Source organism: Actinomadura miaoliensis, from assembly GCF_039536785.1.
Lineage (GTDB): Bacteria > Actinomycetota > Actinomycetes > Streptosporangiales > Streptosporangiaceae > Spirillospora > Spirillospora miaoliensis.
The window spans coordinates 17,711-42,556 of record NZ_BAAAZG010000030.1; the positions used below are offsets into that span (position 1 = coordinate 17,711).

Annotated in this window: 28 protein-coding genes; 11 read left to right on the forward strand and 17 right to left on the reverse strand. The window is 71.2% G+C overall.

Features of this window, described 5'->3' with window-relative positions:
- Positions 1–6: 6 nt before the first annotated feature.
- Positions 7–720, reverse strand: coding sequence for a hypothetical protein (locus tag ABD811_RS22205; protein ID WP_344950866.1), 714 nt, complete (start codon positions 718–720; stop codon positions 7–9).
- A 99-nt stretch (positions 721–819) separates the two neighbouring features.
- Between ABD811_RS22205 and ABD811_RS22210 the strand changes: the two genes are divergently transcribed.
- Both ABD811_RS22210 and ABD811_RS22215 read left to right on the forward strand, forming a co-directional pair.
- Positions 820–1,134, forward strand: coding sequence for a hypothetical protein (locus ABD811_RS22210; protein ID WP_344950868.1), 315 nt, complete (start codon positions 820–822; stop codon positions 1,132–1,134).
- A 49-nt stretch (positions 1,135–1,183) separates the two neighbouring features.
- Positions 1,184–1,516, forward strand: a complete 333-nt coding sequence (locus ABD811_RS22215; protein ID WP_344950871.1) for a YciI family protein — start codon at positions 1,184–1,186, stop codon at positions 1,514–1,516.
- A 110-nt stretch (positions 1,517–1,626) separates the two neighbouring features.
- Here ABD811_RS22215 and ABD811_RS22220 read toward each other — a convergent pair whose 3' ends face one another.
- On the reverse strand, positions 1,627–2,346 hold the full coding sequence (locus tag ABD811_RS22220) for a hypothetical protein (RefSeq protein WP_344950874.1): 720 nt from the start codon (positions 2,344–2,346) through the stop codon (positions 1,627–1,629).
- Positions 2,347–2,545: 199 nt separating this feature from the next.
- Between ABD811_RS22220 and ABD811_RS22225 the strand changes: the two genes are divergently transcribed.
- Positions 2,546–3,232 (forward strand): hypothetical protein, encoded by a 687-nt coding sequence (locus tag ABD811_RS22225; RefSeq protein WP_344950877.1) that lies wholly within the window; start codon positions 2,546–2,548, stop codon positions 3,230–3,232.
- Between the two features lie 164 nt (positions 3,233–3,396).
- The gene (locus ABD811_RS22230; protein WP_344950880.1) at positions 3,397–4,227 is read left to right on the forward strand and encodes a GNAT family N-acetyltransferase; all 831 of its coding nucleotides are present in this window, start codon (positions 3,397–3,399) and stop codon (positions 4,225–4,227) included.
- Between the two features lie 30 nt (positions 4,228–4,257).
- Here the strand turns inward: ABD811_RS22230 and ABD811_RS22235 are convergent, their stop codons facing one another.
- Positions 4,258–5,022, reverse strand: coding sequence for a class I SAM-dependent methyltransferase (locus tag ABD811_RS22235; RefSeq protein WP_344950883.1), 765 nt, complete (start codon positions 5,020–5,022; stop codon positions 4,258–4,260).
- Positions 5,023–5,139: 117 nt separating this feature from the next.
- Here ABD811_RS22235 and ABD811_RS22240 point away from each other — a divergent pair, with 117 nt between their 5' ends.
- Both ABD811_RS22240 and ABD811_RS22245 read left to right on the forward strand, forming a co-directional pair.
- Complete coding sequence (locus ABD811_RS22240; RefSeq protein WP_344950886.1) at positions 5,140–5,733, forward strand: TetR/AcrR family transcriptional regulator; 594 nt, start codon at positions 5,140–5,142, stop codon at positions 5,731–5,733.
- Positions 5,734–5,936: 203 nt separating this feature from the next.
- Positions 5,937–6,389, forward strand: a complete 453-nt coding sequence (locus tag ABD811_RS22245) for a MaoC family dehydratase (RefSeq protein WP_344950888.1) — start codon at positions 5,937–5,939, stop codon at positions 6,387–6,389.
- A 194-nt stretch (positions 6,390–6,583) separates the two neighbouring features.
- On the opposite strand, the gene ABD811_RS22250 is transcribed toward ABD811_RS22245, so the two are convergent.
- The 4 genes from ABD811_RS22250 to ABD811_RS22265 all read right to left on the reverse strand — a co-directional run bounded on the left by ABD811_RS22250 (position 6,584) and on the right by ABD811_RS22265 (position 8,844).
- A complete protein-coding gene (locus tag ABD811_RS22250; RefSeq protein ID WP_344950891.1) occupies positions 6,584–7,339 on the reverse strand; it encodes a hypothetical protein in 756 nt (251 codons plus the stop codon).
- 119 nt (positions 7,340–7,458) lie between these two features.
- Positions 7,459–7,698 (reverse strand): DUF397 domain-containing protein, encoded by a 240-nt coding sequence (locus ABD811_RS22255; protein ID WP_344950893.1) that lies wholly within the window; start codon positions 7,696–7,698, stop codon positions 7,459–7,461.
- 24 nt (positions 7,699–7,722) lie between these two features.
- Positions 7,723–7,932: a DUF397 domain-containing protein gene (locus ABD811_RS22260; protein WP_344950894.1), complete on the reverse strand. Its 210-nt coding sequence runs from the start codon at positions 7,930–7,932 to the stop codon at positions 7,723–7,725.
- A 66-nt stretch (positions 7,933–7,998) separates the two neighbouring features.
- Positions 7,999–8,844, reverse strand: a complete 846-nt coding sequence (locus ABD811_RS22265) for a GntR family transcriptional regulator (protein WP_344950896.1) — start codon at positions 8,842–8,844, stop codon at positions 7,999–8,001.
- A gap of 444 nt (positions 8,845–9,288) precedes the next feature.
- On the opposite strand from ABD811_RS22265, the gene ABD811_RS22270 reads away from it, so the two are divergent.
- Both ABD811_RS22270 and ABD811_RS22275 read left to right on the forward strand, forming a co-directional pair.
- On the forward strand, positions 9,289–9,699 hold the full coding sequence (locus ABD811_RS22270) for an ATP-binding protein (protein WP_344950899.1): 411 nt from the start codon (positions 9,289–9,291) through the stop codon (positions 9,697–9,699).
- Between the two features lie 20 nt (positions 9,700–9,719).
- Positions 9,720–10,010: a hypothetical protein gene (locus ABD811_RS22275; RefSeq protein ID WP_344950901.1), complete on the forward strand. Its 291-nt coding sequence runs from the start codon at positions 9,720–9,722 to the stop codon at positions 10,008–10,010.
- 401 nt (positions 10,011–10,411) lie between these two features.
- On the opposite strand, the gene ABD811_RS22280 is transcribed toward ABD811_RS22275, so the two are convergent.
- The 6 genes from ABD811_RS22280 to ABD811_RS22305 all read right to left on the reverse strand — a co-directional run bounded on the left by ABD811_RS22280 (position 10,412) and on the right by ABD811_RS22305 (position 14,708).
- Entirely contained in the window at positions 10,412–11,278 is an 867-nt protein-coding gene (locus ABD811_RS22280; protein WP_344950904.1) for a TIGR03619 family F420-dependent LLM class oxidoreductase, read from the reverse strand.
- Entirely contained in the window at positions 11,275–11,712 is a 438-nt protein-coding gene (locus ABD811_RS22285; protein ID WP_425549443.1) for a MerR family transcriptional regulator, read from the reverse strand. The genes ABD811_RS22280 and ABD811_RS22285 overlap by 4 nt, the downstream gene beginning before the upstream one ends.
- A gap of 98 nt (positions 11,713–11,810) precedes the next feature.
- Entirely contained in the window at positions 11,811–12,068 is a 258-nt protein-coding gene (locus tag ABD811_RS22290) for a hypothetical protein (protein WP_344950908.1), read from the reverse strand.
- A gap of 16 nt (positions 12,069–12,084) precedes the next feature.
- A complete protein-coding gene (locus tag ABD811_RS22295) occupies positions 12,085–12,228 on the reverse strand; it encodes a hypothetical protein (protein ID WP_344950911.1) in 144 nt (47 codons plus the stop codon).
- 178 nt (positions 12,229–12,406) lie between these two features.
- Positions 12,407–13,921, reverse strand: coding sequence for a glycerol kinase GlpK (glpK, locus tag ABD811_RS22300; protein ID WP_344950914.1), 1,515 nt, complete (start codon positions 13,919–13,921; stop codon positions 12,407–12,409).
- A gap of 19 nt (positions 13,922–13,940) precedes the next feature.
- Positions 13,941–14,708, reverse strand: coding sequence for an IclR family transcriptional regulator (locus ABD811_RS22305; RefSeq protein ID WP_344950917.1), 768 nt, complete (start codon positions 14,706–14,708; stop codon positions 13,941–13,943).
- 333 nt (positions 14,709–15,041) lie between these two features.
- Here ABD811_RS22305 and ABD811_RS22310 point away from each other — a divergent pair, with 333 nt between their 5' ends.
- The 3 genes from ABD811_RS22310 to ABD811_RS22320 are packed head-to-tail and all read left to right on the forward strand — an operon-like array spanning position 15,042 to position 19,135.
- Complete coding sequence (locus tag ABD811_RS22310; RefSeq protein WP_344950920.1) at positions 15,042–15,869, forward strand: MIP/aquaporin family protein; 828 nt, start codon at positions 15,042–15,044, stop codon at positions 15,867–15,869.
- Between the two features lie 43 nt (positions 15,870–15,912).
- Positions 15,913–17,427 carry a glycerol kinase GlpK gene (gene glpK, locus ABD811_RS22315; protein ID WP_344950923.1) on the forward strand — a complete coding sequence of 505 codons (1,515 nt, stop codon included), beginning with the start codon at positions 15,913–15,915 and terminating at the stop codon, positions 17,425–17,427.
- Positions 17,428–17,449: 22 nt separating this feature from the next.
- The gene (locus ABD811_RS22320) at positions 17,450–19,135 is read left to right on the forward strand and encodes a glycerol-3-phosphate dehydrogenase/oxidase (protein WP_425549444.1); all 1,686 of its coding nucleotides are present in this window, start codon (positions 17,450–17,452) and stop codon (positions 19,133–19,135) included.
- A gap of 78 nt (positions 19,136–19,213) precedes the next feature.
- Here ABD811_RS22320 and ABD811_RS22325 read toward each other — a convergent pair whose 3' ends face one another.
- From ABD811_RS22325 to ABD811_RS22340, 4 genes are all read right to left on the reverse strand, one after another.
- Positions 19,214–20,995: a M64 family metallopeptidase gene (locus ABD811_RS22325; RefSeq protein ID WP_344950925.1), complete on the reverse strand. Its 1,782-nt coding sequence runs from the start codon at positions 20,993–20,995 to the stop codon at positions 19,214–19,216.
- 63 nt (positions 20,996–21,058) lie between these two features.
- Positions 21,059–21,670, reverse strand: coding sequence for a GTP-binding protein (locus ABD811_RS22330; RefSeq protein ID WP_344950928.1), 612 nt, complete (start codon positions 21,668–21,670; stop codon positions 21,059–21,061).
- Complete coding sequence (locus ABD811_RS22335; RefSeq protein ID WP_344950931.1) at positions 21,651–22,043, reverse strand: DUF742 domain-containing protein; 393 nt, start codon at positions 22,041–22,043, stop codon at positions 21,651–21,653. Before ABD811_RS22335 ends, ABD811_RS22330 begins: the two co-directional genes overlap by 20 nt.
- Before the next feature lie 6 nt (positions 22,044–22,049).
- Complete coding sequence (locus ABD811_RS22340; RefSeq protein ID WP_344950934.1) at positions 22,050–24,716, reverse strand: sensor histidine kinase; 2,667 nt, start codon at positions 24,714–24,716, stop codon at positions 22,050–22,052.
- Positions 24,717–24,846: the final 130 nt, after the last annotated feature.

Consider the following 24,846-nt stretch of genomic DNA (forward strand, 5'->3'; position numbering starts at 1 on the left):
CGGAGGTCACGTCGAGCTGGGCGAAGCCGCAGCGGCCCGGGGTCTGAGCCGGATCGCGACGTATCCCGCGACGCACACCGTCAGGAGAGCGGCGAGGACGGCCAGCAGCGGGTTGACGAATCCGGGCACCGTGTCGGCGCCACAGGTGGTGTCGCTCAGCGGCAGCAGGCTCTGCCCACCGCTGTGGCCGGGTTGTCCGCCTGAGGGGTCGAAGCGGCACACCCGGTCCTTGACGTCGCCCATCGCGTCGTCGAAGTGTGAGAACCCGTAGCCGTAGGTCGCCACGAGGGCCAGCAGCCACGTCCACGACATCCGCCCCCAGGTCCGCCGCGCCGTCGGCCCCGCCGACAGTCCCGACCTGACCGCCGCGACCGCCATCACACCGGCGCTGGAGACGGCCACCGGCCAGGCGATCATCAGGTACAGCGCGGCGAGGAGCACCAGCAGCACCGCGAACTTCGGCGCGGCCGCCGCCAGGAGCAACAGCCCGCCGCTCAGCACGGCTGCGGCGCCCCACCCGACCCTGCGCAGGTCGCGGGGAGAGAGCGACGACCGCAACGGCAGCACGAACAGCGCGACCAACAGCGCCGGCACGCCGACCAGGGACAGGATGGCGAAAGCGCCCTCGCCATTGGCCGTGAATGCCAGCGCCATCCCGCCGACCAAGGCGACGGCGGCGGCCACCACATGTTTCCTGGCAGAGGCCCGGTCGGTGCTCACAACGCGTTCCCAGCGCCCGGCACCGACGCGGGCGCGCCCCCGCGCGTTCGCGCACCGTCCTGCGGGGATCGGGTGACCGGGAACCGCATGCTCTGCCTCATGACCAGCGAGTTCAGCAACACCGGGCGAAGCATGTCAAATCTCAATAACGCTACTGAATACATATCCGACGGCATATCGACGCAGCTCATCGCCACGAAGGCCCTAGCGTTCTGGACTTGCCCTGGTGAACGCGGCATCGTCGGCAAGCAACACACGATGCGGACGGAGGCCTGGCCGACCCGCCGGCGCCTCGTCCGGGCTCACGCGGTCATGATCGTCGCGGATATGGGAGTGAACGCGCGCCACCGGCCGGGCGGCCTGAGCCGGTACACGGACGTCGTGGCGCGAACGATGAGTTCTGTTCCGGGCTGAGGTCGGTACTGATGAACGTTCCGTGCGAACGAGAGGACGGAGACCTGTTGTGGCGAAGTTCGTGACCATCGGGTACGGAGACCAGGAGGGCTACGACCGCACCGGCGCGGCGGTACGGCAGGAGGCACATGCGCATGACGCCCGCTTGCGGGAGGCGGGAGCCGTCATGGGCATTGCCGGCTCGCCCGTACAGGTGCGAAACCACGACGATGCCGGCATGACGGTGGAGAGCGGTTCCTTCATGTCCTCTGCTCTCCCGGTGGCCGGGTTCGCGATCATCGAAGCCGCGACCTTGGAGGAAGCCGTCCGGCTGGTGTCGAAAACCCCGTGCGCGGTGGCGCACGGCGTGGTCGAGGTCTGGCCGCTGCAGGAGTCGCCGTAAAAGCACGCCCCTCCGGGGCCTGCTTCGTGATGGGCCTGTGCCCATGTGGCGGGAATCCTACGAGGAGGTCATCCGCGGCGGCTCACCTCGGTTGGACGGTCGGCGCCGGATCACATGCCGAGGGACGCTCGGGTGGCGTCGATCGCGTCGAGCAACTCCTCATGGCAGTCGAAGCCCCGGTCGATGCAGGTCATGTCGACCCCGCATTCCCGCTGCCGCGCACGCAGCGGCGTTTCCTTCAGCGGGGCCACCGGGAAGGCGAAGGGATCGAGGTCGTGTTCCTGGAGCACCTCGAAGGTGTCGCGGCCGTCGCGGCCGACCAGAAGCCACCTGTCCCCGCTGATATCGGTGGGGCGGACCACACCGGCGGCCATCCCTTTCGTCCACTCGGTGAACAAGGCGGCCAGGCTGTCAGCGGCGCGAACCGCGTCCCAGGCGTCGGGGGAGATCTCGTAGCGCCAGATCTCCCCCTCGTGGTCGCCCGCGAGGACGAACGTGTAGAAGACGACATCGAAGTAGAACAGGGTCAGCTGATGGCGCCAGGGGAAGGGGGTACCGATCGACAACGACAGATTCTCGAGGGCCTCGCCCCCGTCGGTCGGCCACGGGACGAGGTATCCGCCTTCGGGAAAGGCCGGTTCGGGCCATGCCTGGGACTGCAGCCAGATCAACTGCTCGGCGACACGGTCCACGTCGAAGAGCCGGTAGACCAGGTCGGGAGGCTCCGCACCGGGCGATTCACCGCGTTCGGGCCAGGTGATACCCGCGGCCGTCGCCGCAGCACGGTATTTCTCGACCGCATCGCGCAGAACGCGCATGTCATCGAGCATCAGGAGGCTCCCGGTGGTGTGGGCGCGATGCGCGGGCTCGCCGGTCGTGCTCGAAATCCAATGGCCGCCCTGTTCGCCGCGACCCGCGCCGTCACCGGCAGCACCAGGATCCTTCGTCCACACGGCCCGCTGACCACGTCTGGTGTTCGGGTCTGGTGTTCGGGAGGCACCGTCCCGCCCCACGCCCTACGCTCGCCTGATGGTTGCCTTGACCCCCTACGAGCAGACCTGGATAGACGTCCTGGACGAACTGAAGAACTGCCCCGAGATCGAGGTCCTCAACGAGTACAGGGAGATCGACCCCGAAATCGAGGATGCCGAGACCAGCATCGAGACCGTCTCCCTCGTCACGGGCATGCCGCTGGGCCCGTCCTTCCGGGACTGCCACTTCCGATTCGAGTATCTCGGCAGCGCCTGGCAGAGCGCCGAGGGCAAGGAACACTTCATCGCCGGGGAGTTCTGCATGGGGGCCTTGGAGACCGCCGTGCTGGGGCGGCGACCGCTCGAACTCTGGGCGAACATGACGCCCGAGGAAGAACGGCTTCAGTCCGAACTCCGGGGCATCGACGGAACCCCCGAGTGGGGCACCGGCCATCTCGCCGCACTCAGGGTGCAGCCGGGCGTCGAGGAGCCCGAGATCTGGTTCGACAAGACCGGCGATGACTACTACAAGCTGGATCTCGACTACCAGGGATACCTCGACGCCCTGCGCGTCACGAAGGGCACCTTCGGCTGGCAGTACCTGTTCACCGAGAACCCGCTCAGGGGCGGCGACAGCACGGTCACCAGGCTCCGCACGATGCTCGAACTGTTCCCGAAGTGGTTTCCCGACCACGACTACAAGCCGTTCCGGCGGCGGCTGGACATGGCTCTCAAGCGTCGTTGACGTAGTGGAAGGCCGGGCGCCGACCGAACGTCCCAGATCGCGCACCTGGGCGCACATGCACGCCTAGGACGTCTCGTTCGAGCGCCTGGCCGATCGGCGGCCTCGACCAGGGCGCCGCGATCTAGGCTTCCCGGGCCAGAGCCTTCGACGAACCGGGAGATCACATGAGCTGGGCCATGGGCGAAAGCGTCGCGGAGTTCCGCGAGGCCGCGGGGGACTTCCTGCGGTCCCGGCCGGTGGAGCACAACCTGCTCTTGACGATCATGGAGAACGTCTCCGTGCGCGCCCCTGGCTATGGCGGGACGCCGTTGTTCGGCTGGTGGCGGGAACAGGACGGCCAGGTCGGGGGCGCTTTCGTGCAGACTCCGCCGCGCCCCGTCGTGGCCGCCCTGTCCGCAGGGGAGGCGACGGAGTCGCTGGCGCGGGCATTGGCGGGCACCCGGATATCCGGGTTCAACGCCGAGCCCAGGACCGCCGAGGCGTTCGCCGCCGCGTGGGGACGCCGCACCGGCGTCGGCGCTCAGGTCGTGAAGCGCACCCGCTTGTACCGGCTCGGGCGGCTCGTCCCTCCCAGTCCGGCGCCGCCCGGGGGTGAGCGGCCGGCCCGACCCGATGATCGGGACCTGTTGCTGGCCTGGCACGAAGCGTTCTACCGGGACGTCGGCGAGCCGTCGGGTGACCCGGCGCCCGCAGTGGACGACCGGATCGGCCATGGCAGGCTCAGCCTGTGGGAGGCCGACGGCGTACCCGTCTCGATGGCCGGGTCCACCCGGCCGGTTGCGGGCGTCGTCCGGATCGCGCCCGTCTACACCCCCGACGCACTGCGCGGGCGCGGCTATGGCGGAGCCGTGACGGCGGCGATCAGCCGGCAGGCGCTGGAGCGGGGTTACGAGGTGGTGTTGTTCACCGATCTGGGCAATCCCACGAGCAACGCCCTCTACCAGCGCCTGGGATACCGGCCGGTGCACGATCGTGTCGTGGTCGCGTTCGGGTGAGGCGTCCGGAGTGTCGGCTGAGCGGCCGGATCAGGTGGTGCCGGTTCGGGTCGCGGTGACGGCCACCGTGGCGTACCGCATGGTGAAGCTGCCGCCCAGGGCGTCGACGGCGGCTCCCACGCCCTCCAGCACCTCCGCCTGCTTGTCCTGAGGGAGGGGGGTGAGGGCGCCGGTGGTGGGCAGCTGGTCCAGCCATTCGTCGCGGGAGTAGAACTGCTCCCAATCGAAGCGCCACTGTTCCGGCTCGCCGAAGCCGCCCGCCGCCCGGATCCCGTCGGCGGCCTTGGTGCACATCAGTTGGTAGGCGTCCAGGGACTGCCTTCCCGCCTGGAAGTTGAACGGCGAGTCGGGCACCACCCGCTGGTAGACGGTGGCGTAGGCGTCGGCCACGGACGCCGGAAGCTGGAAGGCGTTCCAGAACACGGCGAGCAGTCCACCGGGACGCAGCGCCACGGCGGCCTTCGCCGCGCCCGCGACCGGGTCCACCCAGTGCCAGGCCGTCGCGGCGACGACCGCGTCGAAAACCCGGCCCGCGGGGTCCCAGGACTCGAACGTCGCCACCTCGACCTCGACTCCACTGCGCCGCGCGAAGTCGGCCATGCGCGCGTCGGGCTCGACCCCGAGCACCCGGCCGCCGGCCGCCTGGATCTGCCGGGCCTCGATGCCGGTGCCGCAGCCGACGTCGAGGACGTCGGGCCCGGGACTGGCGGCCATCAGCCTGCTGATCAGCGCGTCGGGGTATCGGGGCCGGGTCCGGTCGTAGCGTTCGGCGTCCACGCCGAACGACTCGGCCATCTGCCGGTGACGATGGGGCTCGTTTTCGGGCGTTGTTAGAGTGGGCATATGCCCACACTAGTGGGCACATGCCCACTCGTCTACCGTGTTGGCCCGACACGAGGAAGGGATGCGGCGATGCCGACAGGGGTGGCCATCCGTGACGTGCGCGAACAGCTGTTCGTCGCCGCCGAGCGCGTCCTGCTCCGGGACGGGCCGGGCGCGCTGACCAGCCGGGCGGTCACCACGGAGGCGGGCTGCGCCAAGGGCGTCCTGCACCGCCACTTCGCCGACTTCGACGCCTTCCTCGCCGAGCTCGTGCTCGACCGCGTCACCCGGATCGACGACCAGGCCGCCGCCCTGCGCGACCGCGCCGGGACCGGCACCGTCGCCGACAACCTCACCCGCGTCCTGACGGACCTGTTCGAGTCGGTCGCCGTGGCGATCGTCGCCCTCATCACGTCCCGGGACAACCTGCGCGCCCGGCTGCGCCAGGCCAGGCCGACGGGCGTCCCGCTCCTGGCGGAGGCCACGACCATGATCGCGTCCTACCTCACCGCCGAACGCGACCTGGGCCGCCTCGCCCCGGACGCCGACGTCGACACGCTCGCCCCGACCCTGATCGGAGCCGGGCACCTGCTGTTCGCCGACCGGACGGGCCCGGCGCCGGCCCCCGAAGCCGTCCGCAACGTCGTCACCACGGTCATCGGCGCCGTCGTCCGACAGCCGTGACGAGCCCCCGGCGCAGCGCCCGACCAGATGGGCTGTGCAATACGAGGAGACACACCGTCGCCCGGTTGACTCAGGTGGTCTCGAGCCTCGGAAAACTGCGAGGCGGATTGCGCGCAAGGCGCCGGGCGGACAAGCAGCCGATGGCGACTGTTGTCAGTGCGCGGCGTTGCCCCGCCGCTGATCAAATCGGAACGATCATGCGTATGAGACGTTTCGCGGATCTTGCCGAGTTCGCCGCCGCCAAGGGGGAGCACCTGGGCTACAGCCCCTGGCGAGAGGTGACCCAGCGGCAGATCGACCTGTTCGCCGAAGCGACCGACGACCACCAGTGGATTCACGTCGACCCCGAACAGGCCGCCGCCGGCCCGTACGGCGCGACCATCGCGCACGGTTATCTCACCCTGTCGCTGGTCAGCGCGTTCATGCCGGAGATCTTCCGGATCGACGGGCTGAAGATGGGCGTCAACGTGGGTCTCAACAAGGTCCGCTTTCCCGCCCCGGTCAAGGTCGGCTCCCGCGTACGAGGCGGTGCCGAACTGGTCGACCTGAAGAACTCCCCGGCGGGCAAGCTGTCGACGGTGCGGGTCACGGTCGAAGTCGAAGGCGAAAAGCGCCCCGCCTGCGTCGCCGAGACCCTCTCCCTCTACATCACCTGACGCCCCGCCCACGCTGCCGGGCATCGTCGCCTGCCGCCCATGGCGATCACAGGAGACGCGCCCGCGACTTCCACGGACGCCGCTAGGTGCGGCTACCCGCCAGGTGAGGCGGGACGGTTCCGGCACGGACATGCCGTGCCCTTGGCGTCAGGGAACGGAGCGACGGCGGCCCCGCTCTTCGGGTTCCGCCTTCGTCACCCGGGGTGAGTCAGCCGGACGTATCCATACGGGTTGAAGAACAGGTCGTCCTCGTCGTAGCGGTCGCATGTGCCGGTACGCAGCACCCATCGGGGAGCGTCCTCGGTCATCCGGAAGCCGGCGCCGTCCTCGATCTCCTCGGCGCGTGGATCGGTCAGCAGGTAGATCGCCAGCGTGTCCAGATGTGCGACCAGGTCAGGCAGATCGTCCTCGGTCAGCTGCTCCTCACCGACCTCGATCTCCACCTCGGGCGCGCCGAGCAAGTGCATGCCGCAGCTGTAGAGCACCCGGCCGTCGTAGATCGGCCGCTTCACCCAGGCGGTGACGAGCGCATCGGCCAGGTCCTCGTCCTTGGCGTCGGCCGCTCGGCCGGCCAGCGCGAGCCAGCGGTCCCGGCCGTGCGCGAGTCCACTGCTCTCGTTCTTCACCGCAGTGGCGCCGGACCGCAGCAGAGCGGCCGTCGCCGCCAGCAGCCGCCGCGAAGTGTCGGCCGCCAGCTCCCGCATCATCGGCGCGGACAGCAGGTAGCCGACCGTGTCGTGGGACTCCACGGCGGCCCAGTCCTCCTCGTCGAACGAAGCCACCGCCATACTGGCCTCGAACGCCTCCGGCATCCGCGGATCGGGTTCGGCCTCGGAGTACTCGCGGTCGAGCACGAAACCGCCGAAGCCGGCGGCGACCCGTTCGATCTCCGCAAGACCCAGCCCGGAGCCGAGTACGCACAACACATGCCGAGGAGCCATTTCACTCATCCCGGCACGCTATCGATCACCACCGACGTTCAGCACCGACTCCCCACGCCTACCGTTCTTTTTGCGTGGGTCCTCCGCCGGTGGCAGGCGGAGGACCCACGAGGAGTCAGGGACGAACCTCAGCTCAAATCGTGCTGGCCAGCCTTGACGTTCTGCAAGAAGGTGGCCCACTCGTCGCTCTGAAAGCTCAGGATCGGTCCAGTTGGTTGCCTGCTGTCGCGTACAGCTACCCCCGGGTGTGCGGCGGCGAGTTCGACACACTCTCCGCCGGCTCCGTTGCTGTGGCTGCTCTTGCGCCAGGTGAGGTGGGACGGTCCTGACGCGGCCATGCCGCGCCTTCCTTTCGATCGCCAAGACATTGCGGTCTCGCTCGAGAGGGCTTGTCAGCTCAGGTCGTGCTGTCCCGCCTTGATGGCCTGAAGGAACGCGCTCCATCGCTGCGTGGGGATGGTCAGGAGGGGGCCCGTGGGCAGCTTGCTGTCTCGGACGGCTACGGCGGTCTGCAGGTCCGCGATCTCGACGCACTGGCCATTGGCGCTGCTGCGGCTGCTCTTGCGCCAGACGGCACATGACAGGGCTTTTGCTTCGGTCATGGCGCGATCCGCCTCCTACCCAAGGGAACGTTGCGACGGTCTCATGACTGCCGTTGGTGACTATGGCTACGTACCCGGAGCCACGGGCGGGCCGTCGGGCCCGGTGGCCGGGTGTGGCCACCTCGCTGAGTCGTCCCGCCGCAGCTGGGCCACCTCTTCCATACGGTCACCCGGGATGATGACCTGCGTGACGTCGACGGCCTTCTCATCCTTGGCGCTGTAGCTGACGCGCACGATCTCCCATACCGGCAGGCTGGACGGGATGAGCAGGAGTTTGCGCTCTTCAACGGTCGGCATGCGCACGCGCCGCCGCTCCAACCACTCCAGGGGGCCGTGCCCTCGGCTCTCGATCGCGTCGATCCAGGCGCCCGGCCCGGTGCCGTAAGGGTCTTCGACCTCCGGCACCTCCTCCGAGATGCGCGGGTGGATCCATGTTGTCGAGATCTGGAAGGTCGGTTCGCCCTCCGGCCCGGTGACCCGGAGCCGACGCGTGACGATCTCGCCAACCGGCACGTTCAGCAGGTGCGCCAGGCGCGGGTCGTTGATCGGTGCTTTGCCGACCGTGGGCGGCAGGTGGTGGATCCAGAGTTCGTTGCCCATGGCAGCCGGGAAGCTGTAGCCGCCCGCGACCTGTTGGCCGTCCTTCACATGCCGGGTGTTACGCCTGACCACGTCCGTCCGCATGACGACCTTGCGGTGCCTTGGGCGGACGACGGTGCCCCTGCGCGGCACGGAGACGAGGCGGCCCTGCTCGGCCAGCTTGCCGACGGCCCGTGCGACGGCGTTGCGGCTGGCGCCGTAATGCTCGGCAAGCCGCTCCATCGGCGGCAAGGTCTCGCCGGCCTGCCACTCGCCCTCGTCGATGCGCCGCAGCAAGTCCTCCGCGATCTCGGTGTACCGAGCTGACCCCACGTGTCCAACCCTTCACTCATGGATTTGTTGAAGCTTATTGACGGATGCGCTGTGTGACGGCACCATGAAGGCACCCTGATTTGCTTCAACAAATCAGGGCTTCACCGTAGTCGACGCTGGAGATCTACCCGCAATGCCCCCCAGAACGCCCTACATCGGTCCGCCCGCGCCAGCCGCCTCGCCAGAGGAAGCGAACACCTCGCGTTTTGATGTGCTGGTCCAACTTATGACGGACCTGCGCTCGCTGGGGCGGGGATCGTGGCTGGCGCTGCCCGCGCTGGGGGAGCCGGTCTTGTACGTGCGGGTGCGGTCGCGTGCTCGATCGATGGCCGTCTTGGCCTGCCAAGAGCCGCGGGGTGGGTGGTCGTATCTGTGGGACGGGCGGTGTATGGCGCCGGCGGACGGGACCAAGCGGGCGGCTCGGCAGATCGCGGCGGTGGAGTGGTGATCGTGTGGGGCCGGGTGGCGACCGGTCGAGTGGCCGGCGGTGCAGGCGTGGATGTCCGAGCGGTGCGCCGGTTCGTGCGGGAGGCGGTGTGCTCCGACAGCTCGGTCGATCTCGGCGATGTGGATCTGCTGACAGCGGAGATCGCCACCAATGCCGTGCGGCACACCGCGAGTGGGAAGCGCGGTGGTGGGGTGTGGGTGACGGTGCTCAGCGCGCCTGGGCGGGTCCGAGTGGAGATCCAGGACGACGGGGGCGCGGACACGCTTCCGGAGATTCCGGCCGGTGACGAGTGGGGGGAGTCCGGGCGGGGGTTGCTGCTCGTGAGCGAACTGGCCCACGCCTGGGGTGTCAAGGTCACCGGTGACGGACAGCGGCAGGTCACCGTCTGGTTCGAGGTGGCGGGATGACCCGTAGACAGGAACGGACGATGGCTTTCCGGCTCTGGGCCACGATCGCCCTGACCCTGTCACAGGCGGACGGGTGGCGGACGCTCGCGGCTGCTCATGAACAGAAGTCGGCCGAGGAAGCGGCGCTGGGGCAGGTGCGAGAGGCCGCTCGGCATGAAGGCCGCGCGGAGGCGTACAAGACCGCGGCTTCCGTGGTGGAGGACGTGGTGTCAGGGCTCGGCCCGTACTGGGGTCATTACATGCGGTGGGACGAGCGGCCGCGCCGGTGGCGGTGGGCACTGCGAGTGCTGTTGGACCGCGTCACTCGGTGAGCGTGTCGGAGGGACGTTGGGATGGATGGCTGCCGGTCGCGTGAATGAGCGCTGTGGGGCAGCGAGGGTGGTTGGCGGGACGTCCCGACTGCGCCCGGTTCGGAATCACCGTGACACCGGAGGGCCAGAAGATATGGCTGGTTTCGCCCGAGGCGCCGGTCACCACGGTCGGCGCGCAGGGGCGACGGCCGCTTCGCCATGTGACGCGGGATGCTGGCGTCCTGCGGCAGGGGGTGCGGCGCGTTTCCACTGCGATGTGATTCGGTGTGGGCTGCGTAGGGGCGCCGGTGCCGCAGGTGCGACGGAGCGGGCCGCGCCCGGCGAGGGCGGCGCTTGACTGGGTTTCTGGTCAGCCTTGATCTTCCAGTCGCCCCGCGGCTTCCGTGCGGTGGGACGGGGCGTCAGCCGGGTGTGGGGGTGAGGTTGAAGCGGGTGGCGAAGGTGGTCATTTCTTCGCGTTGTTCGTCCGGGTCGGTGGTGGTGGGGCCTACGACGATGCGGGTCACGCCCTGGGCGGCGAAGGCCTCCACTCGTTCGGTGGACATGTCCATCGAGCCGAAGCGGGTGTACTCCAGTGCCTCCGGGTCACGGCCGGCCTCGATCGCGGTGGTGCGGGCGAGGTCCATCTGGGCGGCGCGTTCGGCCGGGGCCAGCGCACCGCCGGGGAAGTAGCCGTCGCCGAGGCGTCCGGCGCGGCGGGCGGCCGCCCGGCTGGAGCCGCCGACGTGGATCGGCAGGTCAGTCGCGTTGAAGGGCTTGGGGAAGCTGCTGAGGTCGTCGAAGGAGAAGAACTCCCCGTGGAAGCTGACGCCCTCTTCGCCTCCCGCCCACAGCAGCCGCATCACCTCGATGGCCTCGTCGGCGCGGCGGCCGCGGGTGCGGTAGTCGACTCCCACCGCCTGGGCCTCGCCGGGCAGTGCCCCGACGCCGATGGTCAGCAGTCGCATCCGGCCTTTGGACAGCACGTCGATGGTGGCCAGGCGCTTGGCGAGCGTCACCGGGTGGTGGTAGGGCAGCAGCAGTACGCCCGTTCCGAGCAGGATCCGCTCCGTGGCCGCGGCGACGAAGGTCAGGCAGGTGAGCGGGTCGGGGTAGGGCAGTGACGGGGGCAGTTCCATTCCCCCGATCTGCGCGCCGGGGTACAGGGCGATGTGCTCCGGCAGGTACAGGGCCTCGAAGCCGCAGGCTTCGGCGTGCCGGGCATAGGCGATCAGCTTGTCGGGGTCGGCGCCGTAGAAAGGCGTGCTGTAGCTGGTGGCAAATTTCACTGCGTCCTCGTTCGGGAGTCGGTGCGGGACGGCGGGCCGCCTCGCAGGCGGCCGGTGCCGGGCTGGCGGCGGGGAGGCAGCGGCCGGGGGAGTTCCGCGGCCGGGAACAGTTCGCAGCCGGGGCAGTCCCGGGTCAGTTGGCCGGCGATCTCGGCGCGGCGCCTGAGCAGGGTGCGGATCTCCGCGTCGATCTCGGCGAGCTTGCGCCGGGAGACGGCGGCCGACTCCGCGCACGCGCTGCCCACGTCGTTGCCCGCGCGCAGGCAGTCGACGAACGGCCGGGCGTCCTCCAGGGTGAATCCCGCCGCCAGCAGGGTGCGGATCTCCGCCACAAGCCGCAGGTCGGACTCGTCGTACTCCCGGTAGCCGTTGGCCGCGCGCCGGGCCGGCAACAGCCCCTGCTTCTCGTAGTAGCGCAGCGCACGCGTGCTCACGCCCGCACGCTCGGCGAACTCCCCGATACGCATCGGCCCTCCCGTTCCACGGATCATGAACGCTATCCCTTGACACCGGTGACAAGGTCAAGCCCGCCCTAGTACAGGCGGGCGCGTTCGTCGACGGTGCGGGTGGGCGGCGTCAGGAAGACGTCGGGTGGGAAGGCGGGGCCGTAGGCCAGGTTGAGGGTGTCGAGCCTGTACGACCAGCCGTGGTAGCCGCTGAAGCGGTAGTTGATCTGCCAGCGGAGGGTCTCGCCGGGGACCCGCCGGGGGCGCCTCCGGAGTGGAGGCGCCCCCGGGTGGACAGAGTGGTTGGGGATGGGAAGCCCGTGCGGGACGGGCCCAGTGAGCAACCTGGATGTCGGCCGATCAACGATCGGCGCGCTCTGCCTCGGGTGCGGGCGACGTGGACTCGGTGGGCTTGGCGCCCTGGTCGGTCCGTACGTCGACCGTGCGCTGCTTCGGCCAGGCGTCGAGCCTGGTGCGGCGAGGGTTGGCGAGACGGCTGCTCATGTTCGCGGTGTTCCTCCCATGGGGCCGCTGACGCGGCCGATGATCTTGTGTGGACTGATCGTCCTTGCGGTACAACACCAGCAAGTGGACAGATCTTCTCCGATAACCCGGCCCCTACCGCAAAATGGTCTAGACCGTTACGGGCGGGCCTACCCGGGGGAACGACCGTTATGCCTGCTCAGTCCTGTTTATTGGGCTTTGCCCAGTCGAACGTCCGTTCCACCGCCCGGCGCCAGTTGTCGTACTCGCTCTCGCGCCGCCGCGGGTCCATCGACGGGACCCAGCGGGCGGCGCGGTGCCAGTTGCGGCGCAGGCCCCGCAGGTCCGGCCAGTAGCCGACGGCGAGGCCGGCCGCGTAGGCGGCGCCCAGGGAGACCGTCTCGACGACCATGGGCCGTTCGACGGGCACGTTCAGCACGTCGGCGACGAACTGCATGAGCAGGTTGTCGGCGGTCATGCCGCCGTCGGCCTTCAGCTCGCGCAGGCTGAGGCCCGAGTCGCGGTTCATCGCGTCCACCACCTCGCGGGTCTGCCAGCCGGTGGCCTCCAGCACCGCGCGGGCCAGGTGGCCCTTGGTGATGTAGGAGGTCAGGCCGACGATGATGCCGCGGGCCTCGCTGCGCCAGTGCGGGGCGAACAGCCCGGAGAACGCCGGGACGATGTAGCAGCCGCCGTTGTCCTCGACGGTGCGGGCCAGCGTCTCGATCTCCGGGGCGGTGGAGATCAGCCCGAGCCGGTCGCGGAACCACTGCACCAGCGCGCCGGTCACCGCGATCGAGCCTTCCAGCGCGTACACCGCGGGCTCGTCGCCGATCTTGTAGCCGACGGTGGTGAGCAGCCCGTTGGCCGACCGGACGGGGGTGGTGCCGGTGTTCATCAGCAGGAACGCGCCGGTGCCGTAGGTGCACTTGGTCTCGCCGGGGGAGAAGCACGTCTGCCCGAACAGCGCGGCCTGCTGGTCGCCGAGCGCGGCGCCGATGCGCACCCCCGGAAAGACCCGGCGGGCGGTGGCATAGCTCTCGGTGGACGAGCGGATCTCCGGCAGCATGGCCCGGGGGACGCCGAAGAACGCCAGCAGGTCCTCGTCCCAGCTCAGCGTCTTGAGGTCCATGAGCAGGGTGCGGCTGGCGTTGGTGACGTCGGTCACGTGCACGCCGCCGTCCACCCCGCCGCTGAGGTTCCAGATCAGCCAGCTCTCCATGGTGCCGAACAGCACCTCGCCGCGTTCGGCGCGTTCGCGCAGGCCGGGGACGTGGTCGAGGGTCCAGCGGATGCGCGGGGCGGAGAAGTAGGTGGCCAGCGGCAGGCCGCTGCGCTCGGTGACGAGCGCGGCGTTCGGGGCGCGCGACAGCTCCTCGACCAGGGCGTCGGTGCGGGTGTCCTGCCAGACGACGGCGCGTCCGACCGGTGCGCCGGTCAGCCGGTCCCACAGGACGGTGGTCTCGCGCTGGTTGGCGATGCCGACGGCGGCCACCTGGGCGGGGGTGGCGCCGGCCTGGGCGAGGGCCTCCGGCGCGATGCGTTCGAGGTTGCGCCAGATCTCCACGGGGTCGTGCTCCACCCAGCCGGGCCGGGGGAAGTGCTGCCGGTGCTCGCGCTGCGCGACGGCGACGAGGCGGCCGCTGTGGTCGAACAGGATGCAGCGGGTCGACGTGGTGCCCTGGTCGATGGACATCACGTAACGTTCGACCACGGCCCCTCACCCCCTGTCGTCACCAGCGAGAACCCCCCAGGTCACGGGAGACCGCGCGGGCCGCGTCCCGCACGAACCCCACGAGCTTGGCGGCCGGGACGCGCTGGGCGTCGCAGATGCGCTCGATCGCCCCGGACACCCCGATCGCCCCCACGACCAGGCCGCCGTGGCCGCGGATCGGCGCGGCGATGGCGGCCTCGCCGATCGACAGCTCCTCGATCTCCGACGCCCAGCCGCGTTCGCGCACCTGGGTGAGGGCGCGGGCCAGCTGCCGGGCGTCGGTGACGGTGCGGCGGGTGAACGCCTCCAGCGCGACGCCGCGGACGCAGGCGGCGGCGTTGGCGTCGTGGGCGAGCAGCGCCTTGCCGAGCGCGGTGGCGTGCAGCGGCAGCAGCGACCCGACGTCCATCGCCTGGAGCGTGTCGTCGGGACGGAACACGTGGTGCACGACGAGGACCTGACCGTCCAGCAGCGTGCCGATGCGCACCGCCTCGCCGCTGCGGGCGGCCAGCGCGTCGGCCCAGTTGATGGCGCGCGAGCGCAGCTCGTTGACGTCCAGGTAGCTGGTGCCGAGGTGGAGCAGGGCGGCGCCGAGCTGATATTTTCCGCTGGCCTTGTCCTGCTCGACGAACCCCACGCGTTCCAGCGTGCGCAGGATGCCGTGCGCGGTGCCGCGCGCCAGGCCGAGCGACTGGGCGATCTCGCCGACGCCCAGCCGTCCCGAGCTGCCGGCCAGCAGCCGCAGGATGGCCGCGGCCCGCTCGATCGACTGCACCGGTCCCGGCATGGACGCGAGCGTAGTTCATCTTCACCCCAGGTGCCGACATTGTCGGCATGGGTCGCCATCACCGTCATTTCTGCCGCGAACTGCCCGAATGGTGTGATCCGCCGCACAGCAGGGAGCGTAACGGGCGCGGGGTGACGGTGAAAGTGTTCGACATTGTCGGCACCCGTCCGTTGCCGGTTGCCGAGCGCCGTTCTAGCGTCCTCGGCAGCCGAGGAGCGTCACGCCCGCCCCCGGCCGCGACCCGGCCGACGACGCGGCGCCCCTCGCCCCAGCGTGCGGCCGCCCGCACCACCGTGGCCGCGCGCCCCTGCCCGCCCGTCCGAGGAGGTCAGCATGGCGGTACGCAGCAGGGTGCCGGGACTCGCCGGGGAGATCGCCGCCGAGTTCGCCGGAACCATGATCCTCATCCTGTTCGGAGTCGGAGTGGTCGCGCAGGTCGCCGCGGCCGGGATCGGTGACCACGACAGCATCGCCTGGGCCTGGGGAATCGGTGTCACCCTGGGCGTGTACGTGGCGGCGCGCATCAGCGGCGCCCACCTCAACCCCGCCGTGACCGTCGCGCTGGCGGTCTTCCGCGACCATCCGTGGCGCAAGGTGGCGCCGTACGTGCTGGCGCAGACCGCCGGCGCGTTCGTGGCGGCGCTGCTCGTCCGCTGGAACTACAGCGAGGTCCTCGCCAAGGCCGATCCCGGCCACACCATCAAGACGCAGGGCGTGTTCTCCACGCTGCCGGGCAACGGGGAACTGCCGGTGACGATGTGGGGCGGGCTGCGCGACCAGGTCATCGGCACCGCGATCCTGCTGTTCGTGATCCTGGCCCTCACCGATGTCCGCAACCGGCCGCCGCTGGCCAACCTGACCCCGGTGGTGATCGGCCTGCTGGTGGTCGCGATCGGCATGGCCTGGGGCACGGACGCCGGCTACGCGATCAACCCCGCCCGCGACTTCGGCCCGCGCCTGGCCTCGTTCCTCACCGGATACGGGACCGCCTGGCGCGACCAGTACGGCGACCTGTACTTCTGGGTCCCGATCGTGGGACCGCTGGTCGGCGGGGTGCTCGGCGCGGGGCTCTACAAGGTCCTGATCCACCGGTTCCTGCCGGGCGACGAGGAGAGCGCCGCGGCCACCGTCCCGGAGAAGACCGAGCACCAGCCCGCCTGACCCGGCCCCTGACACGCCCGCCTGACCACCTGGAGAGGACCACATGGCTGACTTCGTCGGAGCGATCGACCAGGGCACCACCAGCACCCGGTTCATGATCTTCGACCACGGTGGCAACGAGATCGCCCGCCACCAGCTGGAGCACGAGCAGATCCTGCCGCGGGCGGGCTGGGTCGAGCACAACCCCACCGAGATCTGGGAGCGCACCCGCGCCGTCATCGAGACCGCCCTGACCAAGGCGAACCTGCAGCACAGCGACCTGGCCGGGCTCGGCATCACCAACCAGCGCGAGACCACGGTGGTGTGGAACCGCCGCACCGGCCGGCCGTACCACAACGCGATCGTCTGGCAGGACACCCGCACCGACGCCATCGCCGCCGCGCTGGACCGCGACGGACGCGGCGACGTGATCCGCCGCAAGGCGGGCCTGCCCCCGGCCACCTACTTCGCGGGCGGCAAGATCCAGTGGATCCTGGAGAACGTCCCCGGGGTGCGCGAGGCCGCCGAGGCCGGCGACGCGATCTTCGGCACGACCGACTCGTGGCTGCTGTGGAACCTGACCGGCGGACGCGACGGCGGCGTGCACGTCACCGACGTCACCAACGCCAGCCGCACCATGCTCATGGACCTGGAGACCCTCGACTGGGACGACGAGCTGCTGTCGTTCTTCGACATCCCCCGGGCGATGCTGCCGGAGATCCGCCCGTCGTCCGACCCGCGCGGCTACGGCACGACCCGCGCGAGCGGCCCCGTCGGCGGCGAGGTCATGCTGACCGCCGCGCTCGGCGACCAGCAGGCCGCCACCGTCGGGCAGGTGTGCTTCGAGCCCGGCCAGGCCAAGAACACCTACGGCACCGGCAACTTCCTGCTGCTCAACACCGGCGAGGAGCTCGTGCGGTCCGAGCACGGCCTGCTGACGACGGTCTGCTACAAGTTCGGCGACGCCAAGCCCGTCTACGCGCTGGAGGGCTCGATCGCCGTCACCGGGTCGGCGGTGCAGTGGCTGCGCGACCAGCTCGGCATCATCTCCGGCGCCGCGCAGAGCGAGGCGTTGGCCCGCCAGGTCGACGACAACGGCGGCGTGTACTTCGTGCCCGCCTTCTCCGGGCTGTTCGCCCCGTACTGGCGCAGCGACGCCCGCGGCGCCATCGTCGGCCTGTCCCGCTACAACACCAACGCCCACCTGGCCCGCGCCACCCTGGAATCCATCTGCTACCAGTCGCGCGACGTGGTCGAGGCGATGCGGCAGGACTCCGGCGTCGCCCTTGAGGTGCTGCGCGTGGACGGCGGCGTGACCGCCAACGAGCTGTGCATGCAACTGCAGGCCGACATCCTCGGGGTGCCCGTCTCCCGGCCGGTCGTCGCCGAGACTACCGCGCTCGGCGCCGCCTACGCCGCGGGCCTGGCCACCGGGTTCTGGAAGTCGACCGCGGAGCTGGAGAGCAATTGGCAGGAGGACGCCCGCTGGCTGCCGGAGTGGGACGACGAGCGCCGCGAGAAGGGCTACGCCGGCTGGAAGAAGGCCGTGGCCCGCACGCTCGACTGGGTCGAGATCTGAGACGTCTGATCGGGAGCGACACGTGACATCCATAGCCCTCGGACCGGGGTACCGCGAGAAGGTCCTGGACGACCTCGGCGGGACGGAGTTCGACGTCCTGGTGATCGGCGGCGGCATCGTCGGCGTCGGCACCGCGCTGGACGCCGTCTCGCGGGGCCTGTCGGTCGCGCTGGTGGAGGCCCGCGACTGGGCGTCGGGCACGTCCAGCCGGTCCAGCAAGCTCATCCACGGCGGCCTGCGCTACCTGGAGCAGCGCGACTTCGGGCTGGTGCGCGAGGCGCTGCGCGAACGCGGCCTGCTGCTCAGCCGCCTCGCCCCGCACCTGGTGCGCCCGGTGCGGTTCCTGTACCCGCTGCGCAACCGCATCTGGGAACGCGCCTACGTCGGCGCGGGGGTGACCCTGTACGACACGATGGGCGGCGCGCGCATACTGCCCTGGCACAGGCAACTGTCGCGGCGCGCGGCACTGCGCCAGGCCCCCGCGCTACGGCACGACGCGCTGGTCGGGGCCGTGCAGTACTACGACGCCCAGGTCGACGACGCCCGCTACACGATGATGGTGGCCCGCACCGCGGCCATGTACGGCGCGCGTGTGGCGACCCGTACCGAGGTGACCGGCTTCCTGCGCGAGGGCGTACGCGTCACCGGGGCCGCCGTCCGCGACTTGGAGAGCGGCCGGGAGATCGCCGTACGCGCCCGCAGGGTCGTCAACACCACCGGGGTGTGGACGGACGGCGCGCAGAAGATGACCGGCGCGCGCGCCGCGTTCACGGTGCAGGCGTCCAAGGGCGTGCACATCGTCGTGCCCCGCGACCGCATCCCCATGGACACGGGCCTCATCACCCGCACCGAGAAGAGCGTCCTGTTCGTCATCCCCTGGGGACGGCACTGGATCGTCGGCACCACCGACACGCCCTGGGAGAAGGGCCCGGACGAGCCCGTCGCCGACCGCGCCGACGTCGACTACCTCCTGGAGCAGGCCAACGCCTGGCTGCGCGTCCCGCTGACGCACGACGACATCGAGGGCGTGTACGCCGGGCTGCGGCCGCTGCTGTCGGGCGACACCGACGACACGACCCGGCTGTCGCGCGAGCACACCGTGGCCGAGCCGGTGCCCGGCCTGGTGGTGGTCGCGGGCGGCAAGTTCACCACCTACCGGGTGATGGCCGAGGACGCGGTGGACGCGGCCGTGCGGGGCCTGGAGGAGAACGTGCCCGCGTCGGTCACCGAACGCCTGCCGATCATGGGCGCCGAGGGGTTCGAGGTGCTGTGGAACGACCGCCGCAGGCTCGCCGCCGCGTCCGGGCTGCACGTGGCGCGCGTCGAGCACCTGCTGCGGCGGTACGGGTCGTGCGTGCGGGAGGTCCTCGAACTGGTCGCGGCGGACCCCGCGCTGGGCGAGCCGATCCCGGGCGCGGCCGACTACCTCAAGGCCGAGGCGGTCTACGCGGTGTCGCACGAGGGCGCGCTGCACCTGGAGGACGTGCTGGCCCGCCGCACCCGCATCTCGATCGAGGAGTGGGACGGCGGGGAGGCGGCGGCGCGTCCCGTCGCCGAGCTGATCGCGCCGTTCCTCGGGTGGAGTGAGGACGACGTCGCCGACGAGGTGGACCGTCACGTGCGGCGGATCCGCGCTGAGAGAGGCGAGACGGCGGCCCCGCTGCCGCAGCCCAGCCCCTCCCGTCCGTCCTCGGCCTCGGCCGCCTGAACCGGAGCGACGGCGCGCGTCGCGGCCACGGTGGGCACACCCCCCCCGTGGCCGCGACGCGCCGTCCTCTCGGCGCGGTCACCGCAGCGTCACGGTGAACCGCTTGGGCGAACCGTAGTTGCCCGCCGCGTCGATCGCCCGGTACTCGATGGTGTGCCTGCCGCGCGGCAGTTTCCCGTAGACGAGGTGGTCGATCGTCGTGCCGTCCGGCGTGAACAGGAACGGCGCGTTGGAGTCGGTCGGCCATCCGAAATAGGTGAACCAGCCGTCCCCGTCGACCCGGAACTCGCCCACGACATAACCGTCCTGGTCGTCCTTCGGGGTCAGCCGCAACGTGAAACGGTCGTCGAAGGTGTAGTGCTCGCCCCGCTTGGCGGCGGGCCGGGAGACCTCGTAGCCGGTGACGGGCGGCGTGGCGTCGACGGTCCACGTGCGCGTCGTCTCACCGGCCGTGGCCGTCACCCGGTGCGTGCCGGGACGCAGCCGCAACCGCTTGAGGTCCAGGTCGCGGTCGGCGCGCACGGGACGGCCGTCGACCGTCCAGCGGACCTTCACCGGACGCTTGGCCGGGTGCGTGGTCTCGGCGTAGACGACGCTCCGCGCGCCGACCGGCACGTTCGCCGGCGTGCTGTCGGCGAGGCCGTCGGGCGTGCCGTCCGGCGGCGTGGTGAGCGAGGTGTCCACCGTCCACGTGCGGGTGCGCGTCAGCGAGTCGCGCACCGCCGGGTCGCGGACGAACCCGGTGGGGTCGGAGACCGTCACCGTCACCGAGTGCGTGCCGGGACGCAGGCGCAGGCGGCGAAGGTCCAGGTCGTGGCCGCCCTCCCGCACCGTGCGGCCGTCGACCGTCCACGTCACGCGCAGGGCGTGGCTCACCGGGTGCATGGTCTCCACCCACAGCACCCGGTCGGCGCCCACGGGACGGTCGGCGGGCGTGGCGTCCTGCAGCAGGCTGACCTTCTGCGAGACGGCCTGCGTCATCCGCTCGCGGCCCACCTGGTCGAAGTAGTAGCCCAGCGTCTTCATGATCGAGTGCTCGCTGGGGCGCCACACGCCCCTGGTGAAGTACAGCCCGCCCTCGTACCGGCCGATCGTGCCGCCCGACTCGCTGCGCTCGCCCAGCCAGCGCCACCACTTGGCGCGCCGCGTCCGCATCTGCTCCTCGGTCAGCAGCGTGTGGTGCAGCGAGGCCGGCTCCGCGCCGGTGTAGGTGCCGCCGGGCTCGCCGCGCTGGTAGTAGTCGTACTCGTCCTGCAGCCCGCCCAGCGAGTGCCCGAGCTCGTGCGGGCTGATCAGCGCGGACATGGCGTTGCCGCCGGACGCGGTGGCGTACGCGCCGCCCGCCCCGCCGTAGGTGCGGCTGTTGCCCAGCGCCAGGATCTGCCGGTTGGACGAGCCCGTCCCGGCGACCATGTCCGCGTACCGGGTGGCCGCCGTCTGGTCGAGGGTGAGCAGCCGCTGCGGCCCCTGCGGCCGGCACCCGCCCCAGAACGCCATCCTCAGCGGCGTCTCCCTGCGCGGGGACGCCAGGTCGGGATCACAGCTCACGCCCGACTCAGCGGAGGGGATCTCGACCCGGTACACGTTGACGTAGCTGCGGTAGGACTTGAACGGCTCGATGCTCCACAGCACGTTCAGATGCTTGTCGACGTCGGCGCGGAACGTCGCCATGTCCGCCTCGGTGTAGCCGTCCCCGAGGACGATCAGGTTGAACCGCTTTCCGGGCTCACCGGTGACCTGCACCGGCACGACGGTCGCGGCACCCGGCGCCGCGGCGGCCGCCGCCCATCCGGGCACGGCGACCACCGACAGCGACACGGCCGACGACAGGACGAGGGCACGCAGGGGTGTGATTCGCACCCGAAGACAGTGACATCCCGCCCACGGCCGTGGACAGGCCCATCTTTGCCGAAAAACCGGGCGTCAGGTGCCCGCGACCGCCGACGGGTCGGGCTGCTCCACCCCGCGGCTGCTGATCAGGAACCGCACCAGCGAGGTCAGCACCTGCTTGGCCGAGTCGCGGCTGCGCGCGTCGCAGAGCAGCACCGGGATGCGCGGCGACAGGTCCAGCGCGTCGCGGATCTCCTCCACGGTGTAGTCGTAGCCGTCGTCGAACCGGTTGACCGCGATGATGAACGGCAGCCCGCGCTGTTCGAAGTAGTCCACCGCCGGGAAGCTGTCGGCCAGCCGACGGGTGTCGGCCAGCACCACCGCGCCCAGCGCGCCGTGCGACAGCTCGTCCCACATGAACCAGAACCGGTCCTGCCCGGGCGTGCCGAAGATGTAGAGGATCAGCCCGTCGCGCAGGGTGATGCGGCCGAAGTCCATGGCGACCGTGGTGGTCGTCTTCCGGTCCACGCCGCTGGTGTCGTCGACGCCGACACTGCGCTCGGTGAGCAGTTCCTCGGTCTGCAGCGGCCGGATCTCGCTGACGGCGCCGACGAACGTTGTCTTGCCGACCCCGAACCCCCCGGCGACCAGGATCTTGACCGCGAGGGGCATGTCGGCGGCGGCGTCAGAGCGCCTCGAGTCCATGGAGTACTTCCCTGAGCAGTTCCTCGGTGACGGTCTGGTGCTCCTGCTGGGGGCGCCGGACCACGATGAAGCGATGGCTGAGCAGGTCGCCGAGCAGCACCCGCACCACGACCAGGGGCAGCCCGAGCTGCCCGGAGATCTCGGCGACCGAGCGCGGCCGCACGCACAGTTCCAGGATGGACATGTGCTCCGGGCCCAGCCCCGGCGTGGCGTAGGCGGGGGTCGAGACGGTCGCGATGATCGCGATCATCTCGAAGTCCTCGCCCTGGGTGGTGGGCCGCGCCCGCCCGCGGGTCAGCGCGTAGGCCCGCACCAGAGGACCCGCCTCCTCGTCGAGCCACTCGGTGCTTTCGTGATCGTCCCGCCCGATCATCGTCCGTCACGACTCCTCACCGGGGCCCGCGGTCTCCGACCGGCCGCGTCTGGTGCCCCGCTGGATCGCCGACATCATGGCACGGGCGGCCTCGGGGGACCGCTCCGGACGGACGCGCCCCTGGTCGGGGGGCGGCGCGGCCGGCGGCGCCGTCTCCTCGCGCAACTGCGGCGCGAGGTTGGCCTGCCGGACCCGCTTGGGCAGGGAGGGCCTGCCGCCCTTGGCACGCCGCCGCGGCGGCGGCTCCTTCCGCGGCTCCTTCCGCGGCTCCTTCTGCGCCTCGGGCCGCGTCTCGGGCGGCAGTTCCGGCCACGCGTCCGGCGGCGGCGCCGCCGGGGACTGCGGCTCCGGCGCGGGAGCGGCCGGTGCCCCGACCGTGGGCAGCGGCCCGGTCAGCGGGTCGTTCAGCGGATCCTCGAACGGAGCCGGAGGCGCCCCGGGAGCCCCGGGAGCGGGCGGGACGGTGCGCGCGTGCCGCGGCGGCTGCTCGCGCCCGGGGACGTCCCGCGGCGGCTGCGCGTTGTCGGGCGTGGGCCGCGGCGGCGGCCCGTCCAGGCTCGGCTGCTCGCCGCCGAGGGCGCCGATGCCCCCGACCGCGCCGACGGCGCCGCCCGCCGTGAGCGCCGGCCGCTCCCGGTGGCCGCGCACGACGCCCGCGGTGACCAGGGCGTCCTCGGCGCGGCGGGTCAGCGCGAACGGCGCGTCGCCCGCCGGGGTGCCCTGGCCCTCGTGCACGACGATCTCCTCGGGCAGCAGCACGATCGCGGTCATGCCGCCGAACGGGGAGGTGCGCAGCGTCACCTTGATGCCGTGCCGCTGGGCCAGCCGCCCGACCACGAACAGGCCGAGCTGGGTGCTGTTGGACAGGTCGAACTCCGGCGGGTTGGCCAGCCGCTCGTTGGCCTCGGCCAGCTCCGGGGGCTTCATGCTCAGCCCGCGGTCCTCGATCTCCAGCGAGAACCCGTGCGCCACCGCCTGCCCGGTCACGCTGACCGTGGTGTGCGGCGGGGAGAAGATCGTGGCGTTCTCGATCAGCTCGGCCAGCAGGTGGATGAGGTCGGCCACGGCCGCGCCGGCGACCGACGCGCGCGGCATCGGCGACACCTGGACCCGGGTGTAGTCCTCGACCTCCGACGCGGCGGCGCGGGCCACGTCGATCACCGCGACCGGGTTGCGCCAGCCGCGGCCGGGCGCCTGGCCGGACAGGATGATCAGACCCTCGGCGTGCCGGCGCATGCGGGTGGCCAGGTGGTCGACCCGGAACAGGTCCTCCAGGTCGTCGGGGTCGGAGATGCGCCGCTCCATCGCGTCCAGCAGCTTCAGCTGCCGGTGCAGCAGGCTCTGGCTGCGCCGGGCCAGGTTGACGAAGACCTGGCTGATGCCCTGGCGCAGCCCCGCCTCCTCGACGGCGCCCTGGATCGCGGTGCGCCGTGCGGCGTTGAACGCCTGGCCCACCTGGTCGATCTCGGGGGTGCCGAACGACAGCGGCGGCGCCTCGGCGGCCACGTCGACCTTCTCACCGCGCCGCAGCCGCGCGATCACGCCGGGCAGCCGCTCGTCGGCCAGATCCTGCGCCTCGCGCCGCAGCCCGGCCAGGTCGCGCAGCACCGAACGCGCCACCCACACGGCCAGCAGGACCGAGGCGACCACCGCGACCAGGCCCAGGGCGCCCGCCAGCGCGACCCGCATCAGGATCGCGTCGGCGATCGGCTCGGCGCGCCGCTCGGCCTCGGCGGTCATCGACAGCTCCAGGCCGCGCAGGCGGGTCAGGTTGGAGTTGGTGGTGATCTTCCACGAGATCGGGGCGTCGGCGGCGCGCAGGCCGCGGATCGAGTCGACGTAGCGGTCCTCGAGCGCCCGGAGCCGGGCGTACTCGGGGGTCGCGGTGACGCGCTGGTAGTAGGTGCGTTCGGACGGCCGCAGCTCCTGGGCGGCCATCTCGTACATGGTGCGCTGGGCGCCGACCAGCTTGACGAACTCGGCGTGTTCGGCCCGGTTCATCCGGCCCGCGGCCAGGGCGCCCGCGAGCAGCGCGTCCTCCTGCGCCAGCACCTCGTGGGCGCGGGCCAGCGCGACCTGGTTACGGGCGTCCAGCGCGACCTCGGGGTTGTCCAGGGTGGACAGCGAGCCGCGCAGCGTCCCGATGCGCTCCAGGATCTGGGTGTACTCGGAGAAGGCGCGGGTGCGGTCGAGGCGCACGTTGTCGATGGCGCCACGGCGGGCGGGCAGGCCGTCCAGGCCGCTGATGATCTCGCGGGCCAGGCGGCGCGCCGTCGCGGGCGCGGCCTGCTGGGCGTCCTGGTCGCCGGCCAGCCGGCGGAACACCTCGGCCTGCCGGTCGGTGATGAGCCGCACGCCTTCCATCGCGGCACGGTCGGACGGCGTCCTGCTGCCCAGGAACACCAGGGTGGCGCGGCGCTCGGCCTGCAGCGCACTGCCCAGGGCGCCCGACGGGTACTCGAAGTGGTCCTGAACACTCTCGATCTTGCGGAGGTTCAGGCCCTCGCCCAGGGTGACGCTGGCGGCGAAAGTCCACAGCGCTCCCAGCGACACCAGCGAGACCAGCACCAGCAGGACGACCTTGAAGCGGACCGTCCGGAAACGTCCGGTTCCTGCTCTGCGCCGCCGGTGGCCGGTGGACGACGGTTCCGCTCGACGGTCGGATTCACGCACGACGAAGCTCTCGGTTAGGGGACGGCCACTGATCGCAGCAGAGGGTACTACCGCGAAGCGTGATTTGGGGCCAGAAGTGACATGAACTATGAATCCGCCGGAATCCCCCTTGTGAGACGGTCCGAGACCC